Origin of the sequence: Rhizobium sp. 2YAF20 (assembly GCF_052114685.1) — a bacterium.
Classification (GTDB): domain Bacteria; phylum Pseudomonadota; class Alphaproteobacteria; order Rhizobiales; family Rhizobiaceae; genus Rhizobium.
Map to the genome: position 1 here is coordinate 1 of NZ_JBFRFF010000062.1, position 21,994 is coordinate 21,994.

The 21,994-nt window shown below is 55.1% G+C and carries 25 protein-coding genes and 3 pseudogenes; 11 read left to right on the plus strand and 17 right to left on the minus strand.

Going from position 1 to position 21,994, the window contains the following annotated elements:
* Window positions 1–263, plus strand: a pseudogene (locus AB4Z52_RS33695) (metallophosphoesterase family protein); the annotation flags it as partial.
* Window positions 264–487: 224 nt separating this feature from the next.
* Here AB4Z52_RS33695 and AB4Z52_RS33700 read toward each other — a convergent pair.
* Window positions 488–1,021 carry an AAA family ATPase gene (locus AB4Z52_RS33700; RefSeq protein ID WP_442222193.1) on the minus strand — a complete coding sequence of 178 codons (534 nt, stop codon included), beginning with the start codon at window positions 1,019–1,021 and terminating at the stop codon, window positions 488–490.
* 345 nt (window positions 1,022–1,366) lie between these two features.
* On the opposite strand from AB4Z52_RS33700, the gene AB4Z52_RS33705 reads away from it, so the two are divergent.
* Together AB4Z52_RS33705 and AB4Z52_RS33710 are read left to right on the plus strand one after the other, a co-directional pair.
* Window positions 1,367–1,864: a GNAT family N-acetyltransferase gene (locus AB4Z52_RS33705; protein WP_442222194.1), complete on the plus strand. Its 498-nt coding sequence runs from the start codon at window positions 1,367–1,369 to the stop codon at window positions 1,862–1,864.
* A gap of 116 nt (window positions 1,865–1,980) precedes the next feature.
* The gene (locus AB4Z52_RS33710; RefSeq protein WP_442222195.1) at window positions 1,981–2,163 is read left to right on the plus strand and encodes a hypothetical protein; all 183 of its coding nucleotides are present in this window, start codon (window positions 1,981–1,983) and stop codon (window positions 2,161–2,163) included.
* Window positions 2,164–2,214: 51 nt separating this feature from the next.
* Here AB4Z52_RS33710 and AB4Z52_RS33715 read toward each other — a convergent pair whose 3' ends face one another.
* On the minus strand, window positions 2,215–2,475 hold the full coding sequence (locus tag AB4Z52_RS33715; RefSeq protein ID WP_442222196.1) for a hypothetical protein: 261 nt from the start codon (window positions 2,473–2,475) through the stop codon (window positions 2,215–2,217).
* 135 nt (window positions 2,476–2,610) lie between these two features.
* Between AB4Z52_RS33715 and AB4Z52_RS33720 the strand changes: the two genes are divergently transcribed.
* Complete coding sequence (locus tag AB4Z52_RS33720; protein ID WP_442222197.1) at window positions 2,611–3,264, plus strand: DUF1835 domain-containing protein; 654 nt, start codon at window positions 2,611–2,613, stop codon at window positions 3,262–3,264.
* Window positions 3,265–3,798: 534 nt separating this feature from the next.
* On the opposite strand, the gene AB4Z52_RS33725 is transcribed toward AB4Z52_RS33720, so the two are convergent.
* The 5 genes from AB4Z52_RS33725 to AB4Z52_RS33745 all read right to left on the minus strand — a co-directional run bounded on the left by AB4Z52_RS33725 (window position 3,799) and on the right by AB4Z52_RS33745 (window position 7,665).
* Complete coding sequence (locus AB4Z52_RS33725; protein ID WP_442222198.1) at window positions 3,799–4,659, minus strand: GNAT family N-acetyltransferase; 861 nt, start codon at window positions 4,657–4,659, stop codon at window positions 3,799–3,801.
* A 171-nt stretch (window positions 4,660–4,830) separates the two neighbouring features.
* Window positions 4,831–5,304 carry a GNAT family N-acetyltransferase gene (locus AB4Z52_RS33730; RefSeq protein ID WP_442222199.1) on the minus strand — a complete coding sequence of 158 codons (474 nt, stop codon included), beginning with the start codon at window positions 5,302–5,304 and terminating at the stop codon, window positions 4,831–4,833.
* Entirely contained in the window at window positions 5,294–6,364 is a 1,071-nt protein-coding gene (locus tag AB4Z52_RS33735; RefSeq protein ID WP_442222200.1) for a DUF4419 domain-containing protein, read from the minus strand. The genes AB4Z52_RS33730 and AB4Z52_RS33735 overlap by 11 nt, the downstream gene beginning before the upstream one ends.
* Before the next feature lie 361 nt (window positions 6,365–6,725).
* Entirely contained in the window at window positions 6,726–7,124 is a 399-nt protein-coding gene (locus AB4Z52_RS33740) for a hypothetical protein (protein WP_442222201.1), read from the minus strand.
* A gap of 235 nt (window positions 7,125–7,359) precedes the next feature.
* Window positions 7,360–7,665, minus strand: coding sequence for a hypothetical protein (locus AB4Z52_RS33745; RefSeq protein ID WP_442222202.1), 306 nt, complete (start codon window positions 7,663–7,665; stop codon window positions 7,360–7,362).
* Window positions 7,666–8,022: 357 nt separating this feature from the next.
* Between AB4Z52_RS33745 and AB4Z52_RS33750 the strand changes: the two genes are divergently transcribed.
* Together AB4Z52_RS33750 and AB4Z52_RS33755 are read left to right on the plus strand one after the other, a co-directional pair.
* Window positions 8,023–9,756 (plus strand): rhomboid family intramembrane serine protease, encoded by a 1,734-nt coding sequence (locus AB4Z52_RS33750; RefSeq protein ID WP_442222203.1) that lies wholly within the window; start codon window positions 8,023–8,025, stop codon window positions 9,754–9,756.
* 106 nt (window positions 9,757–9,862) lie between these two features.
* Window positions 9,863–10,615 carry a sulfite exporter TauE/SafE family protein gene (locus tag AB4Z52_RS33755; RefSeq protein ID WP_442222204.1) on the plus strand — a complete coding sequence of 251 codons (753 nt, stop codon included), beginning with the start codon at window positions 9,863–9,865 and terminating at the stop codon, window positions 10,613–10,615.
* 53 nt (window positions 10,616–10,668) lie between these two features.
* On the opposite strand, the pseudogene AB4Z52_RS33760 reads toward AB4Z52_RS33755, so the two are convergent.
* The 5 genes and pseudogenes from AB4Z52_RS33760 to AB4Z52_RS33780 all read right to left on the minus strand — a co-directional run bounded on the left by AB4Z52_RS33760 (window position 10,669) and on the right by AB4Z52_RS33780 (window position 14,693).
* Window positions 10,669–11,206, minus strand: a pseudogene (locus AB4Z52_RS33760) (GNAT family N-acetyltransferase).
* Between the two features lie 117 nt (window positions 11,207–11,323).
* Window positions 11,324–11,869, minus strand: coding sequence for a 2'-5' RNA ligase family protein (locus AB4Z52_RS33765; RefSeq protein ID WP_442222205.1), 546 nt, complete (start codon window positions 11,867–11,869; stop codon window positions 11,324–11,326).
* Window positions 11,870–11,902: 33 nt separating this feature from the next.
* Entirely contained in the window at window positions 11,903–12,523 is a 621-nt protein-coding gene (locus AB4Z52_RS33770; RefSeq protein ID WP_442222206.1) for an HD domain-containing protein, read from the minus strand.
* Between the two features lie 235 nt (window positions 12,524–12,758).
* Window positions 12,759–13,631 (minus strand): HAD family hydrolase, encoded by an 873-nt coding sequence (locus AB4Z52_RS33775; RefSeq protein ID WP_442222207.1) that lies wholly within the window; start codon window positions 13,629–13,631, stop codon window positions 12,759–12,761.
* A 171-nt stretch (window positions 13,632–13,802) separates the two neighbouring features.
* The gene (locus tag AB4Z52_RS33780) at window positions 13,803–14,693 is read right to left on the minus strand and encodes an NAD-dependent epimerase/dehydratase family protein (protein ID WP_442222208.1); all 891 of its coding nucleotides are present in this window, start codon (window positions 14,691–14,693) and stop codon (window positions 13,803–13,805) included.
* A 413-nt stretch (window positions 14,694–15,106) separates the two neighbouring features.
* On the opposite strand from AB4Z52_RS33780, the gene AB4Z52_RS33785 reads away from it, so the two are divergent.
* From AB4Z52_RS33785 to AB4Z52_RS33795, 3 genes are all read left to right on the plus strand, one after another.
* Entirely contained in the window at window positions 15,107–15,955 is an 849-nt protein-coding gene (locus tag AB4Z52_RS33785) for a PhzF family phenazine biosynthesis protein (RefSeq protein WP_442222217.1), read from the plus strand.
* 171 nt (window positions 15,956–16,126) lie between these two features.
* Window positions 16,127–16,642, plus strand: a complete 516-nt coding sequence (locus AB4Z52_RS33790; protein WP_442222209.1) for a hypothetical protein — start codon at window positions 16,127–16,129, stop codon at window positions 16,640–16,642.
* Window positions 16,643–16,823: 181 nt separating this feature from the next.
* Complete coding sequence (locus AB4Z52_RS33795) at window positions 16,824–17,528, plus strand: HAD family hydrolase (RefSeq protein ID WP_442222210.1); 705 nt, start codon at window positions 16,824–16,826, stop codon at window positions 17,526–17,528.
* 6 nt (window positions 17,529–17,534) lie between these two features.
* Here AB4Z52_RS33795 and AB4Z52_RS33800 read toward each other — a convergent pair whose 3' ends face one another.
* The 3 genes from AB4Z52_RS33800 to AB4Z52_RS33810 all read right to left on the minus strand — a co-directional run bounded on the left by AB4Z52_RS33800 (window position 17,535) and on the right by AB4Z52_RS33810 (window position 19,928).
* Window positions 17,535–18,389 (minus strand): inositol monophosphatase family protein, encoded by an 855-nt coding sequence (locus AB4Z52_RS33800; RefSeq protein WP_442222211.1) that lies wholly within the window; start codon window positions 18,387–18,389, stop codon window positions 17,535–17,537.
* 20 nt (window positions 18,390–18,409) lie between these two features.
* Entirely contained in the window at window positions 18,410–18,958 is a 549-nt protein-coding gene (locus tag AB4Z52_RS33805; protein WP_442222212.1) for a GNAT family N-acetyltransferase, read from the minus strand.
* Between the two features lie 160 nt (window positions 18,959–19,118).
* Window positions 19,119–19,928 carry an SDR family NAD(P)-dependent oxidoreductase gene (locus AB4Z52_RS33810; protein ID WP_442222213.1) on the minus strand — a complete coding sequence of 270 codons (810 nt, stop codon included), beginning with the start codon at window positions 19,926–19,928 and terminating at the stop codon, window positions 19,119–19,121.
* Window positions 19,929–19,975: 47 nt separating this feature from the next.
* Between AB4Z52_RS33810 and AB4Z52_RS33815 the strand changes: the two genes are divergently transcribed.
* The gene (locus AB4Z52_RS33815) at window positions 19,976–20,359 is read left to right on the plus strand and encodes a winged helix-turn-helix transcriptional regulator (protein ID WP_442222214.1); all 384 of its coding nucleotides are present in this window, start codon (window positions 19,976–19,978) and stop codon (window positions 20,357–20,359) included.
* Window positions 20,360–20,469: 110 nt separating this feature from the next.
* Here AB4Z52_RS33815 and AB4Z52_RS33820 read toward each other — a convergent pair whose 3' ends face one another.
* Both AB4Z52_RS33820 and AB4Z52_RS33825 read right to left on the minus strand, forming a co-directional pair.
* The gene (locus AB4Z52_RS33820; protein WP_442222215.1) at window positions 20,470–20,874 is read right to left on the minus strand and encodes a VOC family protein; all 405 of its coding nucleotides are present in this window, start codon (window positions 20,872–20,874) and stop codon (window positions 20,470–20,472) included.
* Window positions 20,875–21,090: 216 nt separating this feature from the next.
* On the minus strand, window positions 21,091–21,597 hold the full coding sequence (locus AB4Z52_RS33825; RefSeq protein ID WP_442222216.1) for a GNAT family N-acetyltransferase: 507 nt from the start codon (window positions 21,595–21,597) through the stop codon (window positions 21,091–21,093).
* A gap of 126 nt (window positions 21,598–21,723) precedes the next feature.
* Between AB4Z52_RS33825 and AB4Z52_RS33830 the strand changes: the two are divergent.
* A pseudogene (locus AB4Z52_RS33830) lies at window positions 21,724–21,994 on the plus strand (dienelactone hydrolase); the annotation flags it as partial.

The window sequence follows — 21,994 nt, forward strand, 5'->3', positions numbered from 1 at the left end:
CATATTGGTTTGGTCCTGATTTACCCGCTGATTTCGACTTCGACTTCCATGTCGCTCTTTATCCAGGGATGGGGCCAGGGGGTATTCTCTTTCGGAACCACGGAGAAACCGTATGGACCTCATTCAAAGCCGCCACGGCAACGGGAATTGAAAATGTTCGGTGGCCCAACTCGTGGAATGTTGGCTATGGTCTGCATGGATCATCCGACCGCCCATTCAAAGGTCGTGACCTGACCGTGAATGTTTGCATGGAACCTTCTTAGGTGCCATTCGGCCCCCAGCCTGAACCGATCCCTTCATGTTCATTCGCTGGGAACGCCGTGACTAGCGCGGCAATTGACATCGCGGAGACGAAACAGCTCCGCGTTCGCACGAGACGGCAGCTTCGGGCCAGCGCCCTCGCCCGCTTGATCACTGCTTCCGGCTCGATAGCTAAGCTCCTGGCGGCCGAATCGAGTTTCGGCACGGCCACCCTCTCTCCTTGCTCTCAGTTCTGGCTCGTTGAAGAGTCGTCGATGACAGGATCAACGTTCAGTCGCACAAGCAGTTCGTCAATGGCTGCATCGACTGTTTTCGAAGCCGTGTCGACAACGACCTGGCGGCCCTGCCAATCGTCGTATGCCCTCTCGGAAATCTCTCGCCATGTCGGCTTTACGAGTCCTTCGACATCGGTGGCCCGTGTTTCAACTCGCCGACGATGTTCTGTTTTGTCCGAGCACAAGACCTCGACCTCCACAGCCCGGACCCCGGCCGTTCGAGCAACAGCAAGCCAAGCGTCCCGCGTGATCTGCAGCGCATTCACCGAATCCGCTATGACTGTCCTGCCAAGCGCTAGATTGTCTCCGGCAACGCCATAAGCCACGATATACCCCGCAGGCCCGACGTCATCAGCTACTCCGGAAGCGCGTATCGCCTGCTCGATTGTGTCGACGCGCACGTAGGTGGCACTGAGCCGCTGCGCCAAGGCGCGAGCAATTGTCGTCTTGCCACTGCCAGGAAGACCGCCGAAGATAATGAGCATGGTGACCTTGAGTTAATTGCAAAAATCACAGCTGCAAGTAAGCTTATGAACTTCACTGACACAATCAATGGCCGAATTTGTCGCTTTCAGGTCTGTCGCGGCTCAGCGGTCTTCGCCAACCTTTATTTCAAAGATGAGGGCTCTGTCATGACCCAGCCAGTAACCGAAATGTGGAATCCAAGGAACGATTGATGCCGGGTCCGCTTGCCGCGCGGACGTTCCGAGCAATTTATGTTGCTGAAAAAATCTCCCTGAAGCATTCTAGTTTGTAAGGTCGAGTGCAGAACCGAATCAAAACTTGAGAACTTTGCGACGCTCTCTGTGCGAAAGATTACGGGTCACCGAATGCAATTGACCATTCGAGAGCTACGACAGACGGATGCGCGAGCGTTTCTCGAAATTCATCACGCCGCCGTCCGTGGAAGCGCTGCGCATGATTATTCTGCCGCCGTGATCGAGGCGTGGGCACCCCTCCCAATTACCGATAGGAGCGTTCAACGCGTCGTTTCTAATCCGGATGGCGAACACCGTTTAATTGCCGAGATCGACGGCTTGGCCGTCGGCATCGGTGCCCTCGTTGCAAAGAACTCGGAGCTGCGAGCTTGCTATGTCCATCCAGTTGCCGGACGAAAAGGAGTGGGCTCAACCTTACTCCTAGAACTTGAGCGCATCGCCGTTGCGTCCGGCTTGATGTCCCTGAGTCTGGACTCCTCTTTGACGGCCGAGGGCTTTTACCGATCCCGTGGATATGTGGCCCTTGGGTATGAGCAGCACTTGCTAAGTGGCGGAGTGCCGATGGCATGCATTAAGATGCGTAAGGTCCTGCTCTCGCAGAATTCTTGACTTCCGGGACGAAGTTAATGTTGAACTTTCCCACAAATTCCTGCCGCAAAATCGGTCGCGGAAGGCCATCGTTTGCGACCGGAAGTCTTCCACATTTCGGTTAGGGGCTGGCTGTCATGACGACCTTCGTTTCTGTGCTTCTTGGCGTCGCATGCGGTGTGGCTTTGCTGGTTGGGGTATTCCTCTTCGCTTTTCGTGGCAAGTCCACCAACAGACGGATCACCAAATCAGACGACAACCACGAGGTTTTCGAGAAAGACCCGAGCTTCTACAGCTCGTACGATCAGCATGACAAATGACAGCTATTGGCGCGAAGGGGGAGCTGGGCAACGGCTGCTAGCCCTAAGCCATCACTCGTCCCCTTTCAAAATTTCGTCCAAAACACCTTCATCCAAAACGTTTTCACTGCCCAGGAAACGCGATATCTCAATATGGTCGTCGTCGAAGACAGAAATCTCGACACGCTCTCCAACTACCGTGGCCGTAATGTCTATCGTGTCAGGACGATATCTGCCGATGAAATAATGGACCTTGGCATCATCCAGACGTTTCAGAATTTCGAACACTTTCGACATTGACGAAACCCTCCCGCTGACCATGACACCGGCCATCTTTAGCCGTTCCGCAGGTGATCGCAATGTTCGCGGCTAGCGCTTTTCAGTCATACGCTGCACTTATCGAGCCAGATTTGACTACGCATTTGTCGCTTCGTAAGTTGAGGCATAATCCAAGGGTTCATTTTTCAGATGAAGACAACGCATATCGTGCCTGGCGACTCGGCCGCCGGATCATTGCTCGAAGCCCTTCGTAGCACAGGGCGCGACGACGGGTTGCTCGTGTTCGGCGATGATCTCAGTTGCGGCCCAATCACGTCTGGAGACCCCGTTGAGCGAGCGGATTGGTGGAAGGAAGAGTACGGCTTGCCGGGGATCGAGGAAAACATTCGGTCATTTTGGACCAAGGTAGATGCGTCAGAAGGAAAGTTGGTCCTCTGGTTTGGCCGCCACTCCGCGACAGAGCTGGCATTTCGACACGCTTGGGCATGGCGAGTTGTTCAACGACCGTATCATGTCGTTGACGTCACCGGACTGCGTATTCCGGTCAAATGGGGAAACGGCACTGACGGTGTAATTGAGTCAGCTCAGGCAGTTTCGATTATACCGTCAACTGGACTGACAACTCTTTTTGACGGCGAACGAGAAGCATCAATTGATGAGGAGGCCAGATATCGGGGGCATTGGCTCAAGCTGATGTCGGAAGACGCTCCCTTCCGTATCATCGGGCCTACCGGCCTTGTCTCTGCGCCAGAAGACTGCTTCGACCATTTGATCTTGTCGCACTCGGGTTTTGAATGGCGAAAGGTTTGCTCATGTCGTTGCCGACGTGCTCGGTTTGAATAGCGAACCATATATGCAAATGAGCTATGTCACGTTGATAGTACGGGTTGCAGTGCTGCTTGAGGAAGGGAAACTTGTTGCCGATGGTGATCCTTATGAATTCCATAGGTGCCGTGTCCGATTGCCATAGCAATGACCGCAGTCCGCGTTGCGTCCGAGGCCTTCTTCGCCCGTCGTTTTGAATCCGTTGATTGCGTAGGGCCTGAACTTCAGGATAATCCTTCAACATGGTAATCCACGGGTTCCTTAGAGAGGCGCGGAATGACCGACGAGCGCAAAGAAGCTGAATGGGGGCCGTGTTGCTTCTGTGGGCAAGGCGTAGAACCAATATCCCCTGACCCTCTGAGCATCACCGCCGAGACATCGGATGGCAAATGGCAGGTTTGGTTCGCCCACGCACGATGTTTCAAGGCTCGTTTGGTTGATCCGCCAAATGCCCCTGGATTTTTCGACCCCGCACATTTTTGATGATGCGATGGTCGCTTGTGGGGCGATCCGGACGATTTCACCTGTCGACCCCAAAGAGGAACCTCGCCTTTATATTCTCATGTCGGACAACATGAACGCTTGCCCTTCAGGCGGGAACGCACCCCGCACCATATACCCATTGTCGACGAGCATTTCTTTCTCGGGCGTCCATGAGAGGCGGTCCGGCGTCAAGTGGACTTGGATTCGTTTCCCCTCGTAACCTAACGCGGAAACGACCTCTTCCAACGAAGGAATGGATGGGGCGATGATGTCGAGCAAGGTTATGGACGGTTGATTTGCCCCTTTTATTGCGACAACCGCATCGAGGTCCGGAAGATGCACCAATTCTATTTCAGGCATCTCGATGGCCTTCAACAGGAACAAGGCAGGGTGGTCGCAGGCCGAAGCAACGAGTGAAGTTGGGCTCCGACGAGCGAAAAGATCGCGAAGCAATGCGACATCTTCGTCATCATTCAAGGACAATCGACGGCACTTCCGGCGAATGCGCTGGTGGGCCGATACCCCACTGAACGTTCGTTCTTGAACTTGGCGAAAGCCGAATGGCATATAGAGGCTTGGAATTCCTGTAGCGAGGATAATGAGGTCCACCCTAGCGTCGGCATATTCGAGTGCCCGACTAATCAAGTCACGAAATAGCCCTCTGCCTCGCCAAGCGGGTCTGACTGCAACGGATTGAACTCCGAAAGCCGTTACCTGCTTGCCCAACAGCCATAGCCGCCGTTCATAAATGCTGACGTTCGCGACCAACTCGTCATTGCGCCACCAGCCAAACGCGACGATGCTCGGATCGTGCCCCAGCCGATTCAAAGGCGAAACATCAACTTCAAATACTTCGTATATGAGCTTCGTTAGTTCCCTTAGGCCCTCTGCGGAATGGGCATAATCCGACCGAAATCGAAGCTCTTGCATCGGCGACCTTTGCAAACTGGACGGTGTGGGCTGCAAGTATGCCTTATGAACAGGCGGGGCCAATTTTATGTCAATCCGCGACGTTCTACTGCACCATCAATTTTGCGACGTTGGACAATCGAGGCGTTGCGGGCATTGCAACTCCGCCGCACAGCGCACAGCGGCGGTCTATCAAAGAGATTTTTCCATGCGGAAATTCTCAAGTATCTGGCCGCGCTTTTCGACACTTTGGCGGGTTAGCACGATGAACCCTCGTCGTTCAAAGAAGGGTCTGGCAGTAAGGCTCGCTTCGGTAGAAATACGTGTGAGCCCTTGGTTCCTAACTTCGGCCTCCACCGTAGCAAGGAGCAAACTGGCTGCGCCGATGCCCTGATGATCGGGGTGAACAAACATCATATCCAGAAGTCCGTTAGGCTCCAGATCGGCAAATCCAATCGGCACAGCCTCGCGCTGGACAATCCAACCCGGCCTGCTCGCCCTTCGCTTCGCCCAGGCATCCCGATCTTCGACCTTGGCCCAGGCATCGACCTGAGCGGGCGTGTAGTCCTTCGAGGCCACGTCGCGGATTGCTCTCAGGAAAATGTCTATGGTCGCGTCTGCATCTGTTGAGATGTAGTCCCGTATGGTCAGAACCTCACGCGTCATCATAGACCACAGACCAGCCAAACGACGCAGACAAGGCATTGTTCTCAGGTGCCTGGGCAACACCGAACATCCCCGCCACCAGCCGTAAATTCGTTCGGCGTTCATCGCGAACGTCAACGAAGCGCAGTGGAGCGCTCGCCAAGGATTGTGGAAGCGCACCGAGGCCAGGCCCCTCCGTCTTCGTCATCCAGTCAAGCCTGCCGCGAACCACCGACCGTTCGAGACGCTCGCGCCATGCCGACAGATACTCGTTCGGCCCCAACGCACCGGTGTTCCGGTTTACCACCAGATAAGGGAACAAAGTGACGATCCAGCCAGTGAGTTCGGCTGGACCAGAACCCGCGAGGTAGCGAAAAAACGAAAGCCAGAATTCACGATCTACGTTGCCCGCCGCCGTATCCGCGATTTTCGCCAGCACGGGGCTGAGGGTTGCACACCATTCCTCCAATCCGTACCGCGCCATTTGTTGCAGACGAGGAATCATCGAATTCCAATCTTCGGCCGTTCCGTGCAGGATAATCTGTGGAATACCGCAACCACATCGTGCCTCGTATTGGAAGTAGTCTTTGAAGGCGTCCATCCAGCACAGATCAAACGCCGCCGCTTCCATGGCCGTCGTCGTTGAAAAGCGAACGCCTAAAACATCCCCTAGCTGCGGAATGCTCCCAGCGATCTGTGCCGAAAATGCCGAGAACAGTTCCGGCCATGGATTGTCCTGCCCAAGAAAGAAATCCGGACGCCAAACCCGAAGTACCTTCTGACCTTCGTGCGCGACAAACTGCGAACGTAGCTCCTCGCTATTCAGCGAAACGTGAGTTGCAAGACCTTGAGCAATGCAGAACCAGATATCGTCCGGTCGTATGATCAAGGGATGATGATCATAGAAGGCGCGGCGTGCAGCTTCAGCAAATGCATGGTTGGGTTCACAGCAAACCAAACTGGAAGTGGCACAGCCGACGGCTTCCACTCGTTTGGTGCTGAGACGCCGCATGGCTTCGTCAGCATCGAACTGCTTGTATGGGCTGCCAGGAGAGACGTCCGATAAGTCAAAAACACGCATGAATATAATGTTCTCCTGACTCAGCATCGCAGGCTACGGGCACCCGAACAGCCTCCGGGCTGATACGTGCGCTGGGTTGTGTTGCTTATGGGGACAAACACGTCAAAGCGTCAAGCTCGAAGCGGAGCAGGCTGGAAAGGACATGGAATTATCCTGAATCATCTTCTCTCGCGGATGGACAATGGAAATCGAGTGAAACCGATGATCGGAAACAAGTAGAGCAGCCGGACGGCGTAGTGGGCTCGGTCTATAACCCCGTCCAAGAACCCATATATACCGCAGCGAGTGTCGAAGCGGGGTGGAGCTGCTCTGAAGCAGGTGGCCTGGGCTCTGGGGCCACTGCAGCGGCCCATTGCGGTCATCAACGCGGCCAAACGGTATAGGATCGCGGGTTATTCAACGGCTTCTTGCCTCCTGAAAGGAACAGGCCCCGTACACAACGTACAACCAGCCAAGTTATCGGCAGATAGCCGACCGCACTCAGGAATGGCCACAAAGTTCGAAAACTCATCGTCTCGGGACGCTGTTCGCGCATGAGGAAAAGGGCGATGGCACCGATTGCGAACAAAGCCGCTTGTACGATGAAATAGACTGCCGCCGTGCGATATTGCATTTCATAGTGGGTTATTTCCCATGCATCTGCTTCGTAGCGCCTTCTCTTTGAGAAAAGCATTGCGACGATCTGAACCGGGAAAAAGAACAGTCCAGCCAATAGGATAGCGTAATTTGATGGTACACCTCCGGTTTTTCTGGTTGCCAATGCAGTCATCCCCCGTGAACCTTTCTATCCCTGCTAGAGTGATGATAGAGTCGATACAACGCAGAAATTAAAGTTCGGCATCCAACGTTGGTAGATTTGTTCTGACCCGCAATTCTCCGTGAGAAGTATTCAGAGTTCTTCTGGGCCGTTTTAGCTTGAGTTCGAGGACCAGAAGCATGACGACTTGTGGCGCTGAGCAGTCAACTTCGATGACAGCATTTGGCCTTAAGCCGTCTCACTCTCTGCGAAGACGATTGGTCGGATCGTTGCCCGTAGCCTGGAATTCAACGCGCTTCTCTGGTTCGATAGAGGCATGGAATTGCGTTAGGCGCTCAACGCGCCGGTCTTGCTTCCAGCTCGATCTCCAGGCCCAGACCACGAGAACCATTATCAGCGCCGCCCCGGCTCGTAGCAACCAGGAGAACGCTACCGGGCCGATCAAATTGGACAGTGCTTCACCGTGATCTAATGAAGCAAGCCATCCCAAAAATCCGCCAAAAACAATCGAAACGGTAGTAAATTGTCTTGTTGTAAAGCGCAATTCGAGCCTCCTCTGCGACATAGTTAGGATAGCTGGCAAGCATCGCACTGTCTCGCGCTTTTGCCCCAAATGGTTGGCACAACTTTAACGTAGTGAAGTCTGGTCTGCGGTTGCGCGTAGACTAAAACCGCAGCAGACCGTCTTCGACGACCTACAGCGGAAGTCGGCGGCCTTCCAATCCGGCTAGCGTTTAGGTCGTGTTTGACATCATATTTGGCCAACCAATAGAGGAATATTTAACGAGCAACACTTATTTATTTCTATCAGAGCAAGAAGTCGGCTCAAAAACCAATGAAGATGGCTGGCAGCTGCTAGCGCTAGCTAAATTTTATTCGTCGCGTGGGGTAAGCTTTCAAAATGAAGTCGGAAGAGCAAGGCAATACAGTATATTGGTACGATAAGTCGAAGCTCCTCCGGAATTTCCTAATTTTAGTCGTCATTGTCGTTGGGGCGCTTTGGGCAATATTCACCCCCGACAAGGCCGGGAATAACCACCAAGTCCTTTGGTGGATATGTGCGGTGTTTTTCGGCAGCCTCGCGCTGGCGACATTGCATAAGCTTCTTTCGAACGCGCCAGCGCTCGTCATCTCGCCCGCTGGCGTCCTTTTGCCAAATTTCGCATCCGAAATGGTGCCCTGGCTTGCCATAAGAAACTTGCAGCGGATACAGAATAAACGCTTCGAATATATCGCAATACGCGTTGATCCGACGGTAGCGAAATCGTTGAGGAAGAGCCGCGTGCGCGAGTACCTTCAGATGGCGCTTCAAGGTTCCCAGAGCAAAGCTACGATTCCTCTAAATTTGATGCAGGGCGATCCTGACACGATATTCAGAAGATGCACCGACGCTCTGACCACGGCTCGCGAAGCGCAACGCATTGCTTTAGCCGAAAGTGGCTTGCCGCCTTCGCTCGCTGATGACCCGACTGAGGCCCCGGCGTCGAAGAGTGGGAAACCTCTATTTACCTACACCCTCATTGCCTTGCTCGCCGCGATCTATTTTGGTGAACTGACGTTCGGTGTCCACGCCGCAAATTCTGGCACGCCGAGCATACAAACCCTGTTCATTCTCGGTGGAACTCTGAGGCAGGCCGTTGTCGACGGGGGGCAATGGTGGCGGCTGTTCACCGCACCTTTGATGCATGGCAGCATCCCACATCTGGCCTTCAATTGCTTCGCCCTGTGGTTGGCTGGTTCGATGCTCGAACGCCTGATCGGATGGCGCTGGTTTGCAGGCATCTTTTTCGTCAGTGCTCTTGGCGGTTCCCTCGCTTCAGTTTTCCTCAACGCTCCCAACATTGTCGGCGTGGGTGCGTCTGGCGGAATTGTGGGATTGTTTGCTGCCGCGCTTGCAGCCAGCTTCCATTTTCAGTCATCGAGAATCGCATATGCTTTAAGGATAAGGGCGGTGCAAATCGTTGTCCCTTCCCTGCTTCCATTTCTATCGACCGTCAGGAACGGCGAAAACATCGACTATGCTGCGCATTTAGGCGGCGCGATAGCAGGCGTGATCCTGGCGCTCGCTATGCTGGGCCTGTGGCCGCGACAGCGCCCCTACCCCCGTTTCAGCAAATCAATGGCAGCCATCAGCGCCGTTTTCCTCGCAGTCGCTGCTGGGTCCCTATTGCCGATCAGCGAGCTGCGCGAAGCGACAATTGCCGCTGACCCGATGGATAGTTATTCCGCAGGTCTGTACGAGCAAGCGGCCAAAGGGTTTGCCGCGAAGGCCCAAGCGGGCGACGAGAATGTTTCCTATTATTTCCTCTGGCAATTCCTCGCCGAAACGCATCTCACCAACACACAAGCGGTTGCCGGTCTACGGGCCAATGCCGCCAAGGTGGACCAGACGAAATGGCCCTATCCGGTTTATGGCCTTTTTCTTGGCGAATTGACGCCCGAAGACGTGCTGGTCAGAGCGGCAGGCAGCGATCAGCGCTGCGAGGCCACCTTCTATACGGGCGAATGGCATCTTTGGCGCAAAGACAACCAGAAGGCAGTACCGGAATTCCGGAATACCTTGTCGTCCTGCCCCAAGACATTCATGGAATATGAAGGGGCAACGGCCGAGTTGAAACACCTTGGCGCTCAATGATCCTGGACTGTAAAGGCCGACGGCCCTTCAGCGTGGCCTGGGTATCTTTTCCGAACTGTCCAAGGTGATCTGGTAGGGCTGGAACTTGTTGAAAGGGAAACTACTTTTGTCGGAATCCATATGGATTGTTGCCTTGGGAGCCGTCGTCGCAGGTTTCGTTCAAGGGTTATCTGGCTTTGCCTTCGGCCTCGTAGCGATGTCGTTCTGGGTATGGACTATAGAACCGCAGCTAGCCGCCGTCCTTGTCGTTTTCGGTGCACTGACTGGTCAAATCATCGGGATAGTGTCGGTTCGGAGAGGCTTCGCTCTCCCGATTCTCGCGCCTTTTCTCTTGGGCGGCATTGTAGGTATCCCGATTGGCGTCGCCATCTTGCCATCACTCGATACGTATTTTTTCAAGGCTATTCTCGGTTCGCTCTTGGCATTTTGGTGTCCGATCATGTTGTTCTCGCGTCAACTCCCTCCCGTTCGTTTCGGAGGGAAGATCGCCGATAGTGCGGCCGGGTTGATCGGTGGAGTGATGGCAGGGTTGGGAGGATTTTCTGGCCCGATCCCTACCCTCTGGACCACATTGCGGCAGATGGAAAAAGACGTCCAACGCAATGTTATCCAGAATTTCAATCTGGCAACACTCGCCTTCACGATGCTGACCTATGTGGCTACGGGAATTGTCACGGCAAAAATGGTCCCTATGTTTTTGATCGTTGCACCGGCAATGCTGTTGCCAACACTGATGGGCGCTCGCCTCTACATGGGCATTAGCGAAACGACCTTTCGCCGAATTGTGCTCGGACTACTGACCCTTTCTGGAGTGGCAATGATTGCGTCTGCGGTCCCGCACTTGGTCGCGCGACTATGAACGGCTCGTTTAAAGAAATCCTGACTTTTCGGCCCGAAATGCGCCAAGCCAATTTAATCAGTTGTACCCCGAGTCAGGACGTACATATTGGTTGGTGCACCGTGCAGCATCACCTCCCGTTCAAAACCAAATCCACATTTTTCAAGGACCCGTTGGGAGGCGGCATTGGCCGCGCGAACCAATCCAGTCACTCTGATCGCCTGCAGGTCGTTGAAGGAGAATGCCAGGGCCGCGTTCACCAACTCGGTGGCATAGCCATTGCCCCAGCTTTCAGGATGCAGGTGATATTAGGTTCAGGCCTTCGAAATCCTTCGAAACGGTGACGCCCCCAAAACCGATGAGCTTTCCGTCAACCTCAACCGCCCAACGGCCAAATCCTTGATCGCTCCAGTGTCGAATGTCACGCGCGAGCCGGGCGGCACTGTCTTCAGGGGAGTCCGGTCTCGGGTCGGGTCGATGCGAAACCAGCTCGAAGCGAGAAAACAGCTCCGTCAGGAACTGGCGATCTGCCTCGGCGGGAGGCCTCAGCAACAATCGATCTGTGCGCCGTGCTTCGGATCGCCGTAGTCCATTGACGTTGTTTTCAAACATGGCTGGATTTGCTCGAAATAGAATTGAGGTGGGCAGCTCTCAAAAGACATCGGCGAGCGCCCGTTCGCGCACCTGGCTGACTGAACCATTGCGAATCCAAAGCATAGAGCGCCAGATTTACCATTCTGTTTCCCTCAAACTACCTTGTCCTGATAGAGCCTGCATTTTCAAAACGGAGATCGGCGGCCACGAAACAAAGTCGATCCGCTCAAACCTGATTTTGAACGGCTCGATTGGCCTCGCCGCGAACGCCAACGCAGCCTGTCGCTGCTCGCTGCTGATTGCGATTGCCACTGTCAAATGCGGACGCCACAGATCAGGGCGGTAGTGCGGATCGCACAAACTGGGGTTCACGAACGATTGCAGCCTCTCGTGAAGATCGACCAGGCGTTGATCATGGTTTGGGGCGAGCCAAAGAATGACCGGATCGGTATCGAACGCGGACATCTTGTCAAAGGTCAGCTCGAACGTCTCCTCACCCGCGAATGCATCGATTTTCGCGACGAGATCGTCGACAGCAATCGCAGCATACAGACTGAGCGTGATGTGGGGCACGTAGCCTAAGGTCCGAATTGATGGCGAGCTTTCGAAAGCCGAAGCCTTGTCAACCAACGCCCAAAACGGCTCCGCTGTAGATTGCGTGGCTAGCGTAATGCCAAACATGGCAGATACCTCGCAACAAACGTCGATATTGCCTTAATCGGTAGTTGTTGGTTCTATTGGCAACGTCTTTCGTTCGAAGTGCTGATGAACTAATGCCATTGCTTCTTGCCATAGGAGGGGAGAACCGCCCTCAATGGTTGGACCATAACGCTCCAGAACTTGTTGTTTTGAAACGCCGCTTTCAGTCCATGTGCCGCCGTCGGTGAGGGTATTAAGAAGCAGCGGTTGAAGGCGGTCGAGGGCCTTGGCGAAGCGAGCGTGGGGCGTTTGCCCTTCCTCAAATTCAAGCCAAAGGGCACGCATTTCTTCAGCTTGGTTTCTCGGCAAAAGGCCAAATATGCGGTCGGCCGCCGCGTGTTCCTGCTTCGCCAAAGCCGCCCCGTCTATGCCAGAATTATGTATGGGCGCATCTCCCGCGTCGATTTCAACGACATCGTGCAAGAGCAGGAGCTTTACCACGTGCAGCGGATCAACGTCGTCAGCGTGCTCGGATAGAATCAAGGCGAACAATGCCAAATGCCATGAGTGCTCGGCGGAGTTTTCTCGCCGTGAACGATTGATTAATGGAGACTGACGAATAATCGACTTCAGTCGATCTAACTCGGCCAGAAAAACAAGCTGTTTGCGAATGATCTCTGTTTTCGATTTCGGCATGCAATGCACCTCGCCTAAAGGCGAGTACATACACCGCTGAAACAAACTTGCCAATTCTTCCAAAGAAGAGCCAAACTAGCCTCTCTCGCTTTAGGCCTATGTCGCAGATATCATGACTTTTCGGCACGTACGGCGGGAGGTTTGGCGACGAGTTCCAGCATCAGCGCGGCCATCTGTTTCCGGTCAGCAGACCCTGAAGGACCGCGTTGAGTGGCAGCGGCCGCGCTATAAGCTGTCATCCAGCGATGTCCGCAGCCGACGCGGTCAGGATCAGCTTGCGGACGGCATGCAGGTCACTGACAACGCCCGTACATAGGGACTGGATTTCTGGCGTTGGGCTAAGAAGATCGGGAACCATAAAAGTCATCATTCCGGCAGCTGAGGCAGAGCGAACCCCGTTGTAGGAATCTTCCAGAGCCAGGCATAGAGCGGGGTCCACACCGAGACATTTCGCAGCTGTCAGGAACGGGTCAGGCGAGGGCTTGCTGGCGACATAATCTCCGTGGCCGATGACCGCATGGAATCGGTCGGCCAAGCCATGGGCGGAGAGATGACTCTGCACAGTAGAGTGGGCCGACGAAGTTGCGATACATCGAGGCATCTCAAGTTGGTCAAGAACGTCGAGAAGTTCGACGACACCGGGCTTAAGCCGGAGTTGCGTCGCGGCCAGCAACTCGAAATGCTCGGTCATCTGTTCGAAATATTGATCGACAGGAAAAGCTGATCCCATTTGCTCCAGGATCAGTATTCTGCTCTGGGTCCACGGCACGCCGATGGTCCGGTGAATGACCGCTGTTGGTAGGTCATGCCCCCCAACAGCTGCTGCAGCCAGAAACGCCTGTTGGTAGAGTGTCTCTGTATCGAAAATTAGCCCGTCCATGTCGAAAATCACGGCGACTGGCATATGAGGAAGCGTCATTTTATGTTTATAATTGAGGCCCGATGACTTGGCAACAACCTGCACCAGGGATCGGGACCCGTTGGCGCGTTTGATCTCCTTCGGCTGAATTCTGCATTGGACCGTCGCCCGGAAACGGATTCGACGCCATAGTATTTCCAGCGTCTGGATTTTGGCGATGACGAACGGCGAGGTGTCGTCGTTTATCATTCGGCTTTCTATCGAGCTTAGTCCGCTCCTGGCGCAATCCAGACGGCACTCACGTCGACCTGTTCGATTGATTGCAATTCTTAATGAGCAAATCTGCTCGGCTCGGACGGTTTACTTGCGCTTCCGGCTATCATCGTCGCCTCTCGGCCCGAAGCGAGCATGCCGCAAAATCTACTCAGATTTCCTGTTGATAAGTGAGCCCGGCGGCAAGACTTCCAGGCTGCGCCGATCCAGTTGTGCAAGCACCTCATCAAAGCCAAAGCGAGGACGCCATCCAAGTGCGCACTCCGCCTTGCCAGAATGATACACGCGATCAATTGAGCTTGGGAGGTTCCATCCCCTGAGATCGAATTCGTTGGCGAGGGCTGGTGCCCGTAGCCTGATTACAGAAGCCGCCGTCGTCTTAAGGCTTTGGCAATCGTCCACGATGAACGGGGTGGCGGCCGAGATGATGTAGCGCTGGAAATGCGGTCCGTCATTCGTCAAGGCTGCAAGGTGAGCATCGGCCACGTCTCGAACGTCAACACCACGATGCAGCCGGTAAGCGGCCATCACATCAGCGGGCTCTGGGAAGCTCCGCGACATGCGCAAAACCCGCACAACAAACTCCGCGCAGGCCAGGCTTTCCAAAATATATTCGGCTTCGAGTTTGGTTCGATGATAGATACTCCTCGGTCGAGGAGCTGTATCTTCATCTATCCACGCGCAAGCACTGGGAGAAGCGGCATGGCCATATAGGGCCGTCGTGCTTGTGAATATCATCCGTTTCACGCCTGCGGCAATCGCCTCTTCGGCAATGAGACGTGTTCCTTCGACGTTTATACGTTGGAACTCTTCATCCGCGACTGCGCCGACATGCGGGGCATGGAGTGCTGCCGTATGAACTACAATATCCGCGCCCCTTAGAGCCGAGCGAAGCATTACTCCGTTCGCGAAGTCCCCGACGAGATGAGTGGTCGAAAAGGGCAAGCGATCAATTCCAACGACTTCGTGCAGTTCAGCCAAGACGCTGAAAATTGCACGGCCAACCCGTCCGGAGCTACCTGTGATCACAATGCGCATCTGAAGCTCTATAGCCCAACAGGAACTTCACGATCAAGAATATCGAATCGCGGAAGCCTGTGCCGAGTTCCTCCAGGCCGAATTGACCGGTAATGACCAAGAGCGGCCACAGCCCAGTTGCGTGGCTCCTAAACCCATTGAAGAGGAACTCTTCAAGCGTCCGCTTGTGGGCCGACAGGCGACCTCGTCCAGATTGCGCCAGAAGCGGTTATGGCGGAAAACGAACAACCCTCTAACAGTCTGGACAAGCAAGGACTTGCTATCGCCTCACCTTGCTATCAGCCGTTGATTGTGAAGGATATTCCCGGCACATCAAACATTCCGTCGCCACAGAATGCATGTTTTGCAGTGTCGCCAAAACTGACGCGAGAGATCATCAGGATAACCTGACCCGAAACGGAAAGACTACGATATTGAGCCAGAGTCCGTCAAAATTTTCATTCCAACAGGTTGATGTTTTCGCCTCGCAGCCCTTGCGCGGCAATCCGCTAGCCGTTGTCGTTGGCGCAGACGCATTGACCGAATCCGAAATGGCCGCGTTCGCTAACTGGACAAATCTCAGCGAGACGACCTTTCTTCTGCAACCGAGGGCGACCGACGCCGATTATCGCGTCCGAATTTTTACACCCGTCCGAGAGCTACCCTTTGCTGGCCACCCAACTTTGGGAAGCTGTCACGTATGGCTGGCTTCCGGCGGAAAGCCTCGTGGCAACGAGATCATACAGGAATGCGAAGCAGGGCTTATTCGCATACGTCGCGACAACGACCGGCTCTCCTTTGCAGCTCCCGACTTACGCCGTGCTGGCCAGGTGGAACCTGAGGTTCTGGCGCAGATCATTAAAGGACTGCATCTTGACCCCGGTGCTATCGTTCATTCGAATTGGGTGGATAACGGACCCGGTTGGGTAGCCGTGCTCCTGCGCACAAGGGGTGAGGTTCTGGCGCTACGGCCAGATTTTGCTGTCCTTTCCGGCCTGCGAGTTGGTGTCGTTGCGCCGTGGAATCGGGCGAAGGACGGTCAGGACGCAGATTTCGAGGTACGCGCTTTTACCGCTTCAGGTTTCGAAGACCCGGTCACGGGTAGCCTGAATGCCGGTGTCGCCAAATGGCTCATTGGAAGTGGCATCGCGCCTTCTACATATGTGGCGAGCCAAGGCACTGTCTTAGGCCGCGCAGGCCGCGTTCATGTGGAACAGGTCGGGCATGAAATCTGGGTTGGGGGCACCGTTGCCGCGTGCATCGAGGGGTACGCGATCCTATAGGATTAGCAATTTTGCCTCACCATCGGGTCGAACCCCAGCTTCCAGATGACAAGCGGGCCGCGCCGAGTAGGACAATTGCCAGTTTAAAAAGCGACGGTCTCAGACATTGAGGATTGAAGGATGCCTTTCAGGCGATTGCCATCGTTTACGATTGTTGCCTTTGGCGTCATATTGCTGGTGCCCCTCTCCGGCTCGGCAAACGCCCAGACGATTGGGATACCGGCTGGCGAACTGCGGCTCGGCATGACCGAAGATGAAGTAACCAGACTCCTTCAAAGCGACGTGGGTGAAGGCAGCGATACGGACGGAGATTTTCATCGCCGCATGGTGGTCGCCAAAATCGAAGACCGCACCCTCAGAGCGATATTCACCTCCAAGAGCGTCGTCTATTCCATTTCGTCTCAACAATCCTTCCCAACTGGTCCTGTCGGCAAGCACTCGGCCGAGCAAGCATTCCAGCACTATCTCAAAAGCTACGCCGCGCCGACCACGTCGCCGATCTTCCGCAGGCCCACAGGTACGGGACAAGGTTGGACGGGTAGCGACGGCCAGATAGGGATTGCACTCATCTGCGGCGAGACGGTGCTGATCGTGACGGTCTCGGACTATCAACGCGAATTGAAGGATGATGGCGTCAGCGACGAAATACAGCAGCGCTTTCGGGAACCTTTGGACAACTGCTTCTAAATGGTCGCGGTGGAGGAAGCTTCGTTTGCCAATATTGACGCATTTGTGACCGGTGCCACTGTCGCGAGTTGGCCCGTCGCGGGCTCTGGCTCCTACGCATTGACGGATGCCATAGAACAGCGGAACCCGCTACCCGGCAGACTACTTGAACTAGACTCGGTTGTTGTGAATTGGAGAACAGATGGTGCAGCCACCGAAGTTCAGCTTGCTCTTTGACCTCGATGGAACGCTCGCCGACACTGACGCTTTGCATCTGCGAGCTTTCCAAGAGGTGCTCCAAGGGTGCGATTCAGAGATCGACGAAAGCTATTATCGCTCACATATTGCAGGTCGTACAAACGCTCGCATTATCGCTGAAGCCTTCCCCGAGGCTTCAGCAGAGGAAAGGCTGGCGCTCGCGGCGCGAAAGGAACGTTTCTATCGGGCAAATCTAGCAGGCGTCACTGCCGTTTCCGGCGCGAGCGAGATTTTGGAGTGGGCGAGAGAAAGTCGGCTGCGATGTGCTGTAGTCACAACGTCACCGAGAGAGAGTGTTGAAGCGGTACTAGGCGTTCTCGGTCTGCGTCAATTTTTCAGTTTCCTTGTTGCCGGAGATGAAGTCGAACGCGGAAAGCCCGATCCCTTGCCATATCTGACCGCGTTACGGACACTGGGGATTTCCGAGAGAGATGCCGTCGCTTTCGAGGACTCCCTTTCTGGCATAGCTTCCGCGTGCGCAGCGGGCCTTCCTGCCATCGGTCTGGTCACCTCGTTGGATGAGGAAGCTCTGATCGCGGCGGGAGCCGTTAGAACGGCGAGGGATTTTAGAGATGTTGGGATGCGACAATGGTTGGCCACATCGTCCTGCTCCTCACCAGCAGAGCCACATCGCCCCATTCAGGTCTGACGGGGCTCAACGCGTCGCTTGCGTTTCCGCGTTGCCACTTGAATTTGATCTTTGCGCCGGAGCTGAGCCGCCCGTAAGACGTGTGACAAGTTCCTGATGGATATTTGGCGAGGAGAACACGACTTCGTCCCCATAAAGATCGACGGGAATATGATCAGGAACTGCGGCAAGATTGCTTCGGACCGATCCCGCCTCCGTGGCAATGAGCCCCGCCGCAGCCACATCCCATGGAAACAGTGTTTCTGTATGAGCATCAAGCCGACCTGCTGCAACATAGGCAATATCTAGGACGGGTGACGAACTACGGCGAATATCCTGGCAGTTTTGAAGAAGCGTCCTGACACGGTCCACCAGCGGCCCGACGTCATTCTTTTCGTGCGGGAAACCTGTGCTGACGACCGAGTGGGCTAGACTTATTGGACGAGAGGTCCGAATTGCCATGCCATTCAGAAAAGCTCCCCGATCCCTTACCGCAGTGAAGGTCTCCCTCAAAGCAGGGGCGTGTACACAACCAACCTGCACAACTCCGTCAACCGCGAAGGCGATGGATACCGCGAAATAGGGGTGCCCTCTGACATAGTTCGCTGTTCCGTCGATTGGATCAACGATCCACAACGGGCCTGAATGGTCGAAACTATGGCTACTCTCATCTTCTTCGGAAAGAATGCGGTGGGCGGGAAAAGCGGACCGTATGTAAGTTGCGATAATGTCGTTCGACAATAGATCGGCGGCGGTCACCGTATCACTCTTACCCTTGTAGCGTACGTCCAGACGGCAAGATTCCCATTGATCGAGAACCGCTTCCCCAGCCGTCACGGCGGCTGTTTGTGCCAACGAGAGTATATGGTCGTTCTCGATCATCCGAACCCCTGGGGCGGCGACTACTGTGCGGTAAGGACGCGACTGCTTTCGTCGAACAAAAGCGCCATGCTGATCGCGTCGATAAACTGACCATCGATGCACGCAGCACGCCGAACTATTCCTTCCCGCATGAACCCCACTTTTTCGTAGAGGGCTATTGCGCGGGTGTTATCTTCATAAACGTTGAGTTCAACCCGAACAATATTGCTTTCTCGCGCGGCTATTAATGCCGCCTCAATTAGCCTTCGCCCTAGACCCCGGCCCCGATAGGCAGGAATGATACCCATTCCGAGGCTCCCACGATGGGCGTGTGATGGAAAGAAGTGTCGACGAATGTCACACCAGCCGACGACTTTCTCCCCAACCATAGCAACAAATTGCGGGTTTCCTTTTTCGATCATGCCCATCACGAAGTCACGCGTCTCAGGCAATGGAGTTGCCTCCAGCATCGTCAGATATTTTCTCTCCCGCGCAACGGAGTCGAGGGCACGGTGAAAGCTGTCAATATGTCCAGGWGCTATTGGCCGAACGCTGACGTTTGAAGTGTCTGACAATGGCCCGGTTTCCACTTCGCTCCCCTTCTGCGGAACCATCGCCGCACCGCTCGCGTCCACTTACACTGTGTGGGGGTAAGATACGGAGTTTCGATTTGTTCGCAACGGGCGGCTTTGGCGCAAACMGACCAACTGCAATCTTCCACTGTCGGCACGAAGCGGACATCCCGCAGGGTTAAAGTCCAGGCCACATTCCTCCGTCAAGCCTCAGGTTAGCACCCGTTATGTAACTGGCTCGGGGACTGACGAGGAATGCGATGGCATCGGCGATCTCTTCAAGCGTTCCGACCCGACCGACGGGAACCTGCGCAAACATCGGTAGTGCCGTTTGCTCGATCTCGGTCCACGGTGCATCAACTGCAATCCCCTSGTTCACTGCCGCCTTCCGGAAAGCCTCGTCGAGGCTGACGCTGTGGATCGTGCCGGGCGAAACGCTGTTCGCTGTGATCCCGTCCATCGCAACAGCCTTCGCGAGCGAGGCGGTCATCGCTATCATSGCCGCCTTAGCCGCCGAATAGTCCGGTCGTTTAGCTGGAGGCATCAACGCYGCAAGGCTGGAAATGTTAATGATCCTTCCCCATCTCGCCTCACGCATGCTTGGCAGTAGGCGAGACGTGACCCTCACCGCCGCAAGGACGTTGCGGTCGTAGCCGGTCGCCCATGTCTCGGGGCGCGTCGTCGACCAGTCCTCMGTCTCKCCGGAGCCGCCYGCRTTRTTGACAACGATCTCAACGGGTTTAACGAAAGCCTGTGCCTCGTCAACGAGGCGTTGCACGTCTTCGTCGTTCGTCAGGTCGCCGATGACAGCGTAAGCACGCCCACCCYCAGCGAMAATGCCGTGGGCRACTTCCTCTGCCTTGGTCTTGTTGCGACCGTGGACGATAACGATGGCACCCTCGCGTGCAAGCCCTCGGGCCACCCCTTCGCCGATACCCTTGCTGCTGCCTGTGATCAGCGCAACTTTTCCATCAAGTTTCAAATCCACTGTGCAATTCCCATGTTAATGCGAGGAATTGATAAGAGGACAAGACGATGAACGAGGCAATTACGCACTTAAAAGTGCCTGTAGAGCGCGARGAGAGAGGCGTTTGCCTCGGCCCTGACGGATCGGTCGCGCACGTTACCAGAGTGCTTCGCATGATCAACGGGCGATGGAAGCTGCCTATCCTGTTCCGGCTTTTGGCAGAGCCRTCGATGCGGGCTTCACAATTCATGCGGGACATTCCGGACATCTCGCAGAAAATGCTGACACAGCATCTCAGAGAGTTGGAGAATGATGGACTTGTCGCGAGGCGCGACTTCGGCGAGCAGCCGCCGCGTGTCGAGTACGGGCTCACGAATGCAGGGCGAGGTTTGATGCCGGTCCTGACGTCGGCGAGGGAATTCTCTCGGCAGTATCCAGAAACGTCTGACTGATCTGAAGCCGAGCGAATGACCGCTCATGCGCACACAGCGGCCAAAGAGAAATAAATGACAATTGGTTCTAAGCCAGCCAGAAAGCAGGCGCTCATTGAGGGTCCTTCTCTTCACGTCACCGCGTTTACCTCAATGATGTTCCTGTCGGGGTCGAGAAGATAGACTTGCGGAAACCCCGCCACACCATTGCGAACGACTAAAAGACGACTGGGATCATCAACGTCCGCGTCCTCTTTGAAGCCCATCTCAACCGCCCTTTTGACGAAGCCCTCGAAGTCCTGGGTTCTCAGAGCAAAATGGCCATCAGTGTAGTCGACGCTGCGATTGTCACGGAAGGTCCCTGAGGGATTGACGATCAGATGCAACTGAAGGCCCCCGCAATCAAGCCACGCACCTGAAATTGCGAACGGCGGTCGTTGCAACAAGTCCAACTGGAATAGATCGCGATAGAAAGCTAACGACCGCTCCAAGTTGGTAGTGACGATTGCAACGTGATGCAGCGTCATCTGCGACATAGGCCGTCCTCCCGCCTTGATTGAACCACCGCTCGGCCACACTAATGAAATATGCTATACTTCGCAAGCAAGTCGGATCGTTGCCCGGAACCACTTCTCCCGCCTCTCTAACTAGCGTTTGGCAACGGACTGGCGATGCAAGATGACGATTGTGATTTTTATTGGCAAGGTCCACCGTTTGCGCGTTTGAGACCCGTCGTCATCGATTTGACCCAATTATCGCGAACCTATTTCCAGCCGCATGAGAACTTCATCATGGTAAGTATCGCCGACCTTCAGAGCCTCGGCTTCGACGGCCCATTCTTCAAAGCCCATCGATTTGTAAAGCCGGATGGCCTGAGCGTTGGATGACACGACGCAAAGCCGGAGCGAACGTAGCGTCGTCCCAACGTCGTCAATGGCAGCAGCAAGCAGCAGGCGCGAAAGACCCGTACCCCGTGCCGTCTGGCGGACATACATCCCCCAGATCGATCCGATATGTTGTGTCTTGATGCCTTTGGACTTCGATATGCCGATAATCCCGGCAAGCATTCCGTCGTCGGAGAAGCCACCGATCACATGACCGTTTTCAAGTCGGTCGGCAAAGCGTGCCTCGGGCTCGTTCTGCTCGTCTTCCCATGATGCGCCAAATGCCTCTGGATGGTTGGCAAGACCCTCCAACCGAATGTCTCTAAAGGACGGCGCGTCGTTCGGGTCGAGGCGGCGGAGTTTGTATGGGAGCACAGGTATGTCCTTGGTTTTTTCGAAGGGCGGCCTCGCCCTCAAATTGCAACGGTGGCGTGACGCTGGTTCAAATTTACGACAATCTGCGTGCGCCGGGACGCGCATGTTCGCGGCAGAGGGATGGAGATGCAAGTCGGTTTTAGGGAAGGGCTGTCGTATGACAAAAGCCGGTCGAATTGGGACGCCGACGGCCCACGACCGCTCAAATGGTCTGCCTGGTACCCTGCGGTCGAAAACGCAATTCCGCAGCCGGTCGCCGAGACCTCGTGGTTCCAAAAACGGCCGGTCGCCCGCGATGCGAAGCTGTTGCCGACAGCGAAACCATATCCGTTGGTCTTGATGTCACACGGAACGGGTGGCGTGGCGGGCGGTCTCGATTGGCTCGGTCACCGCCTGG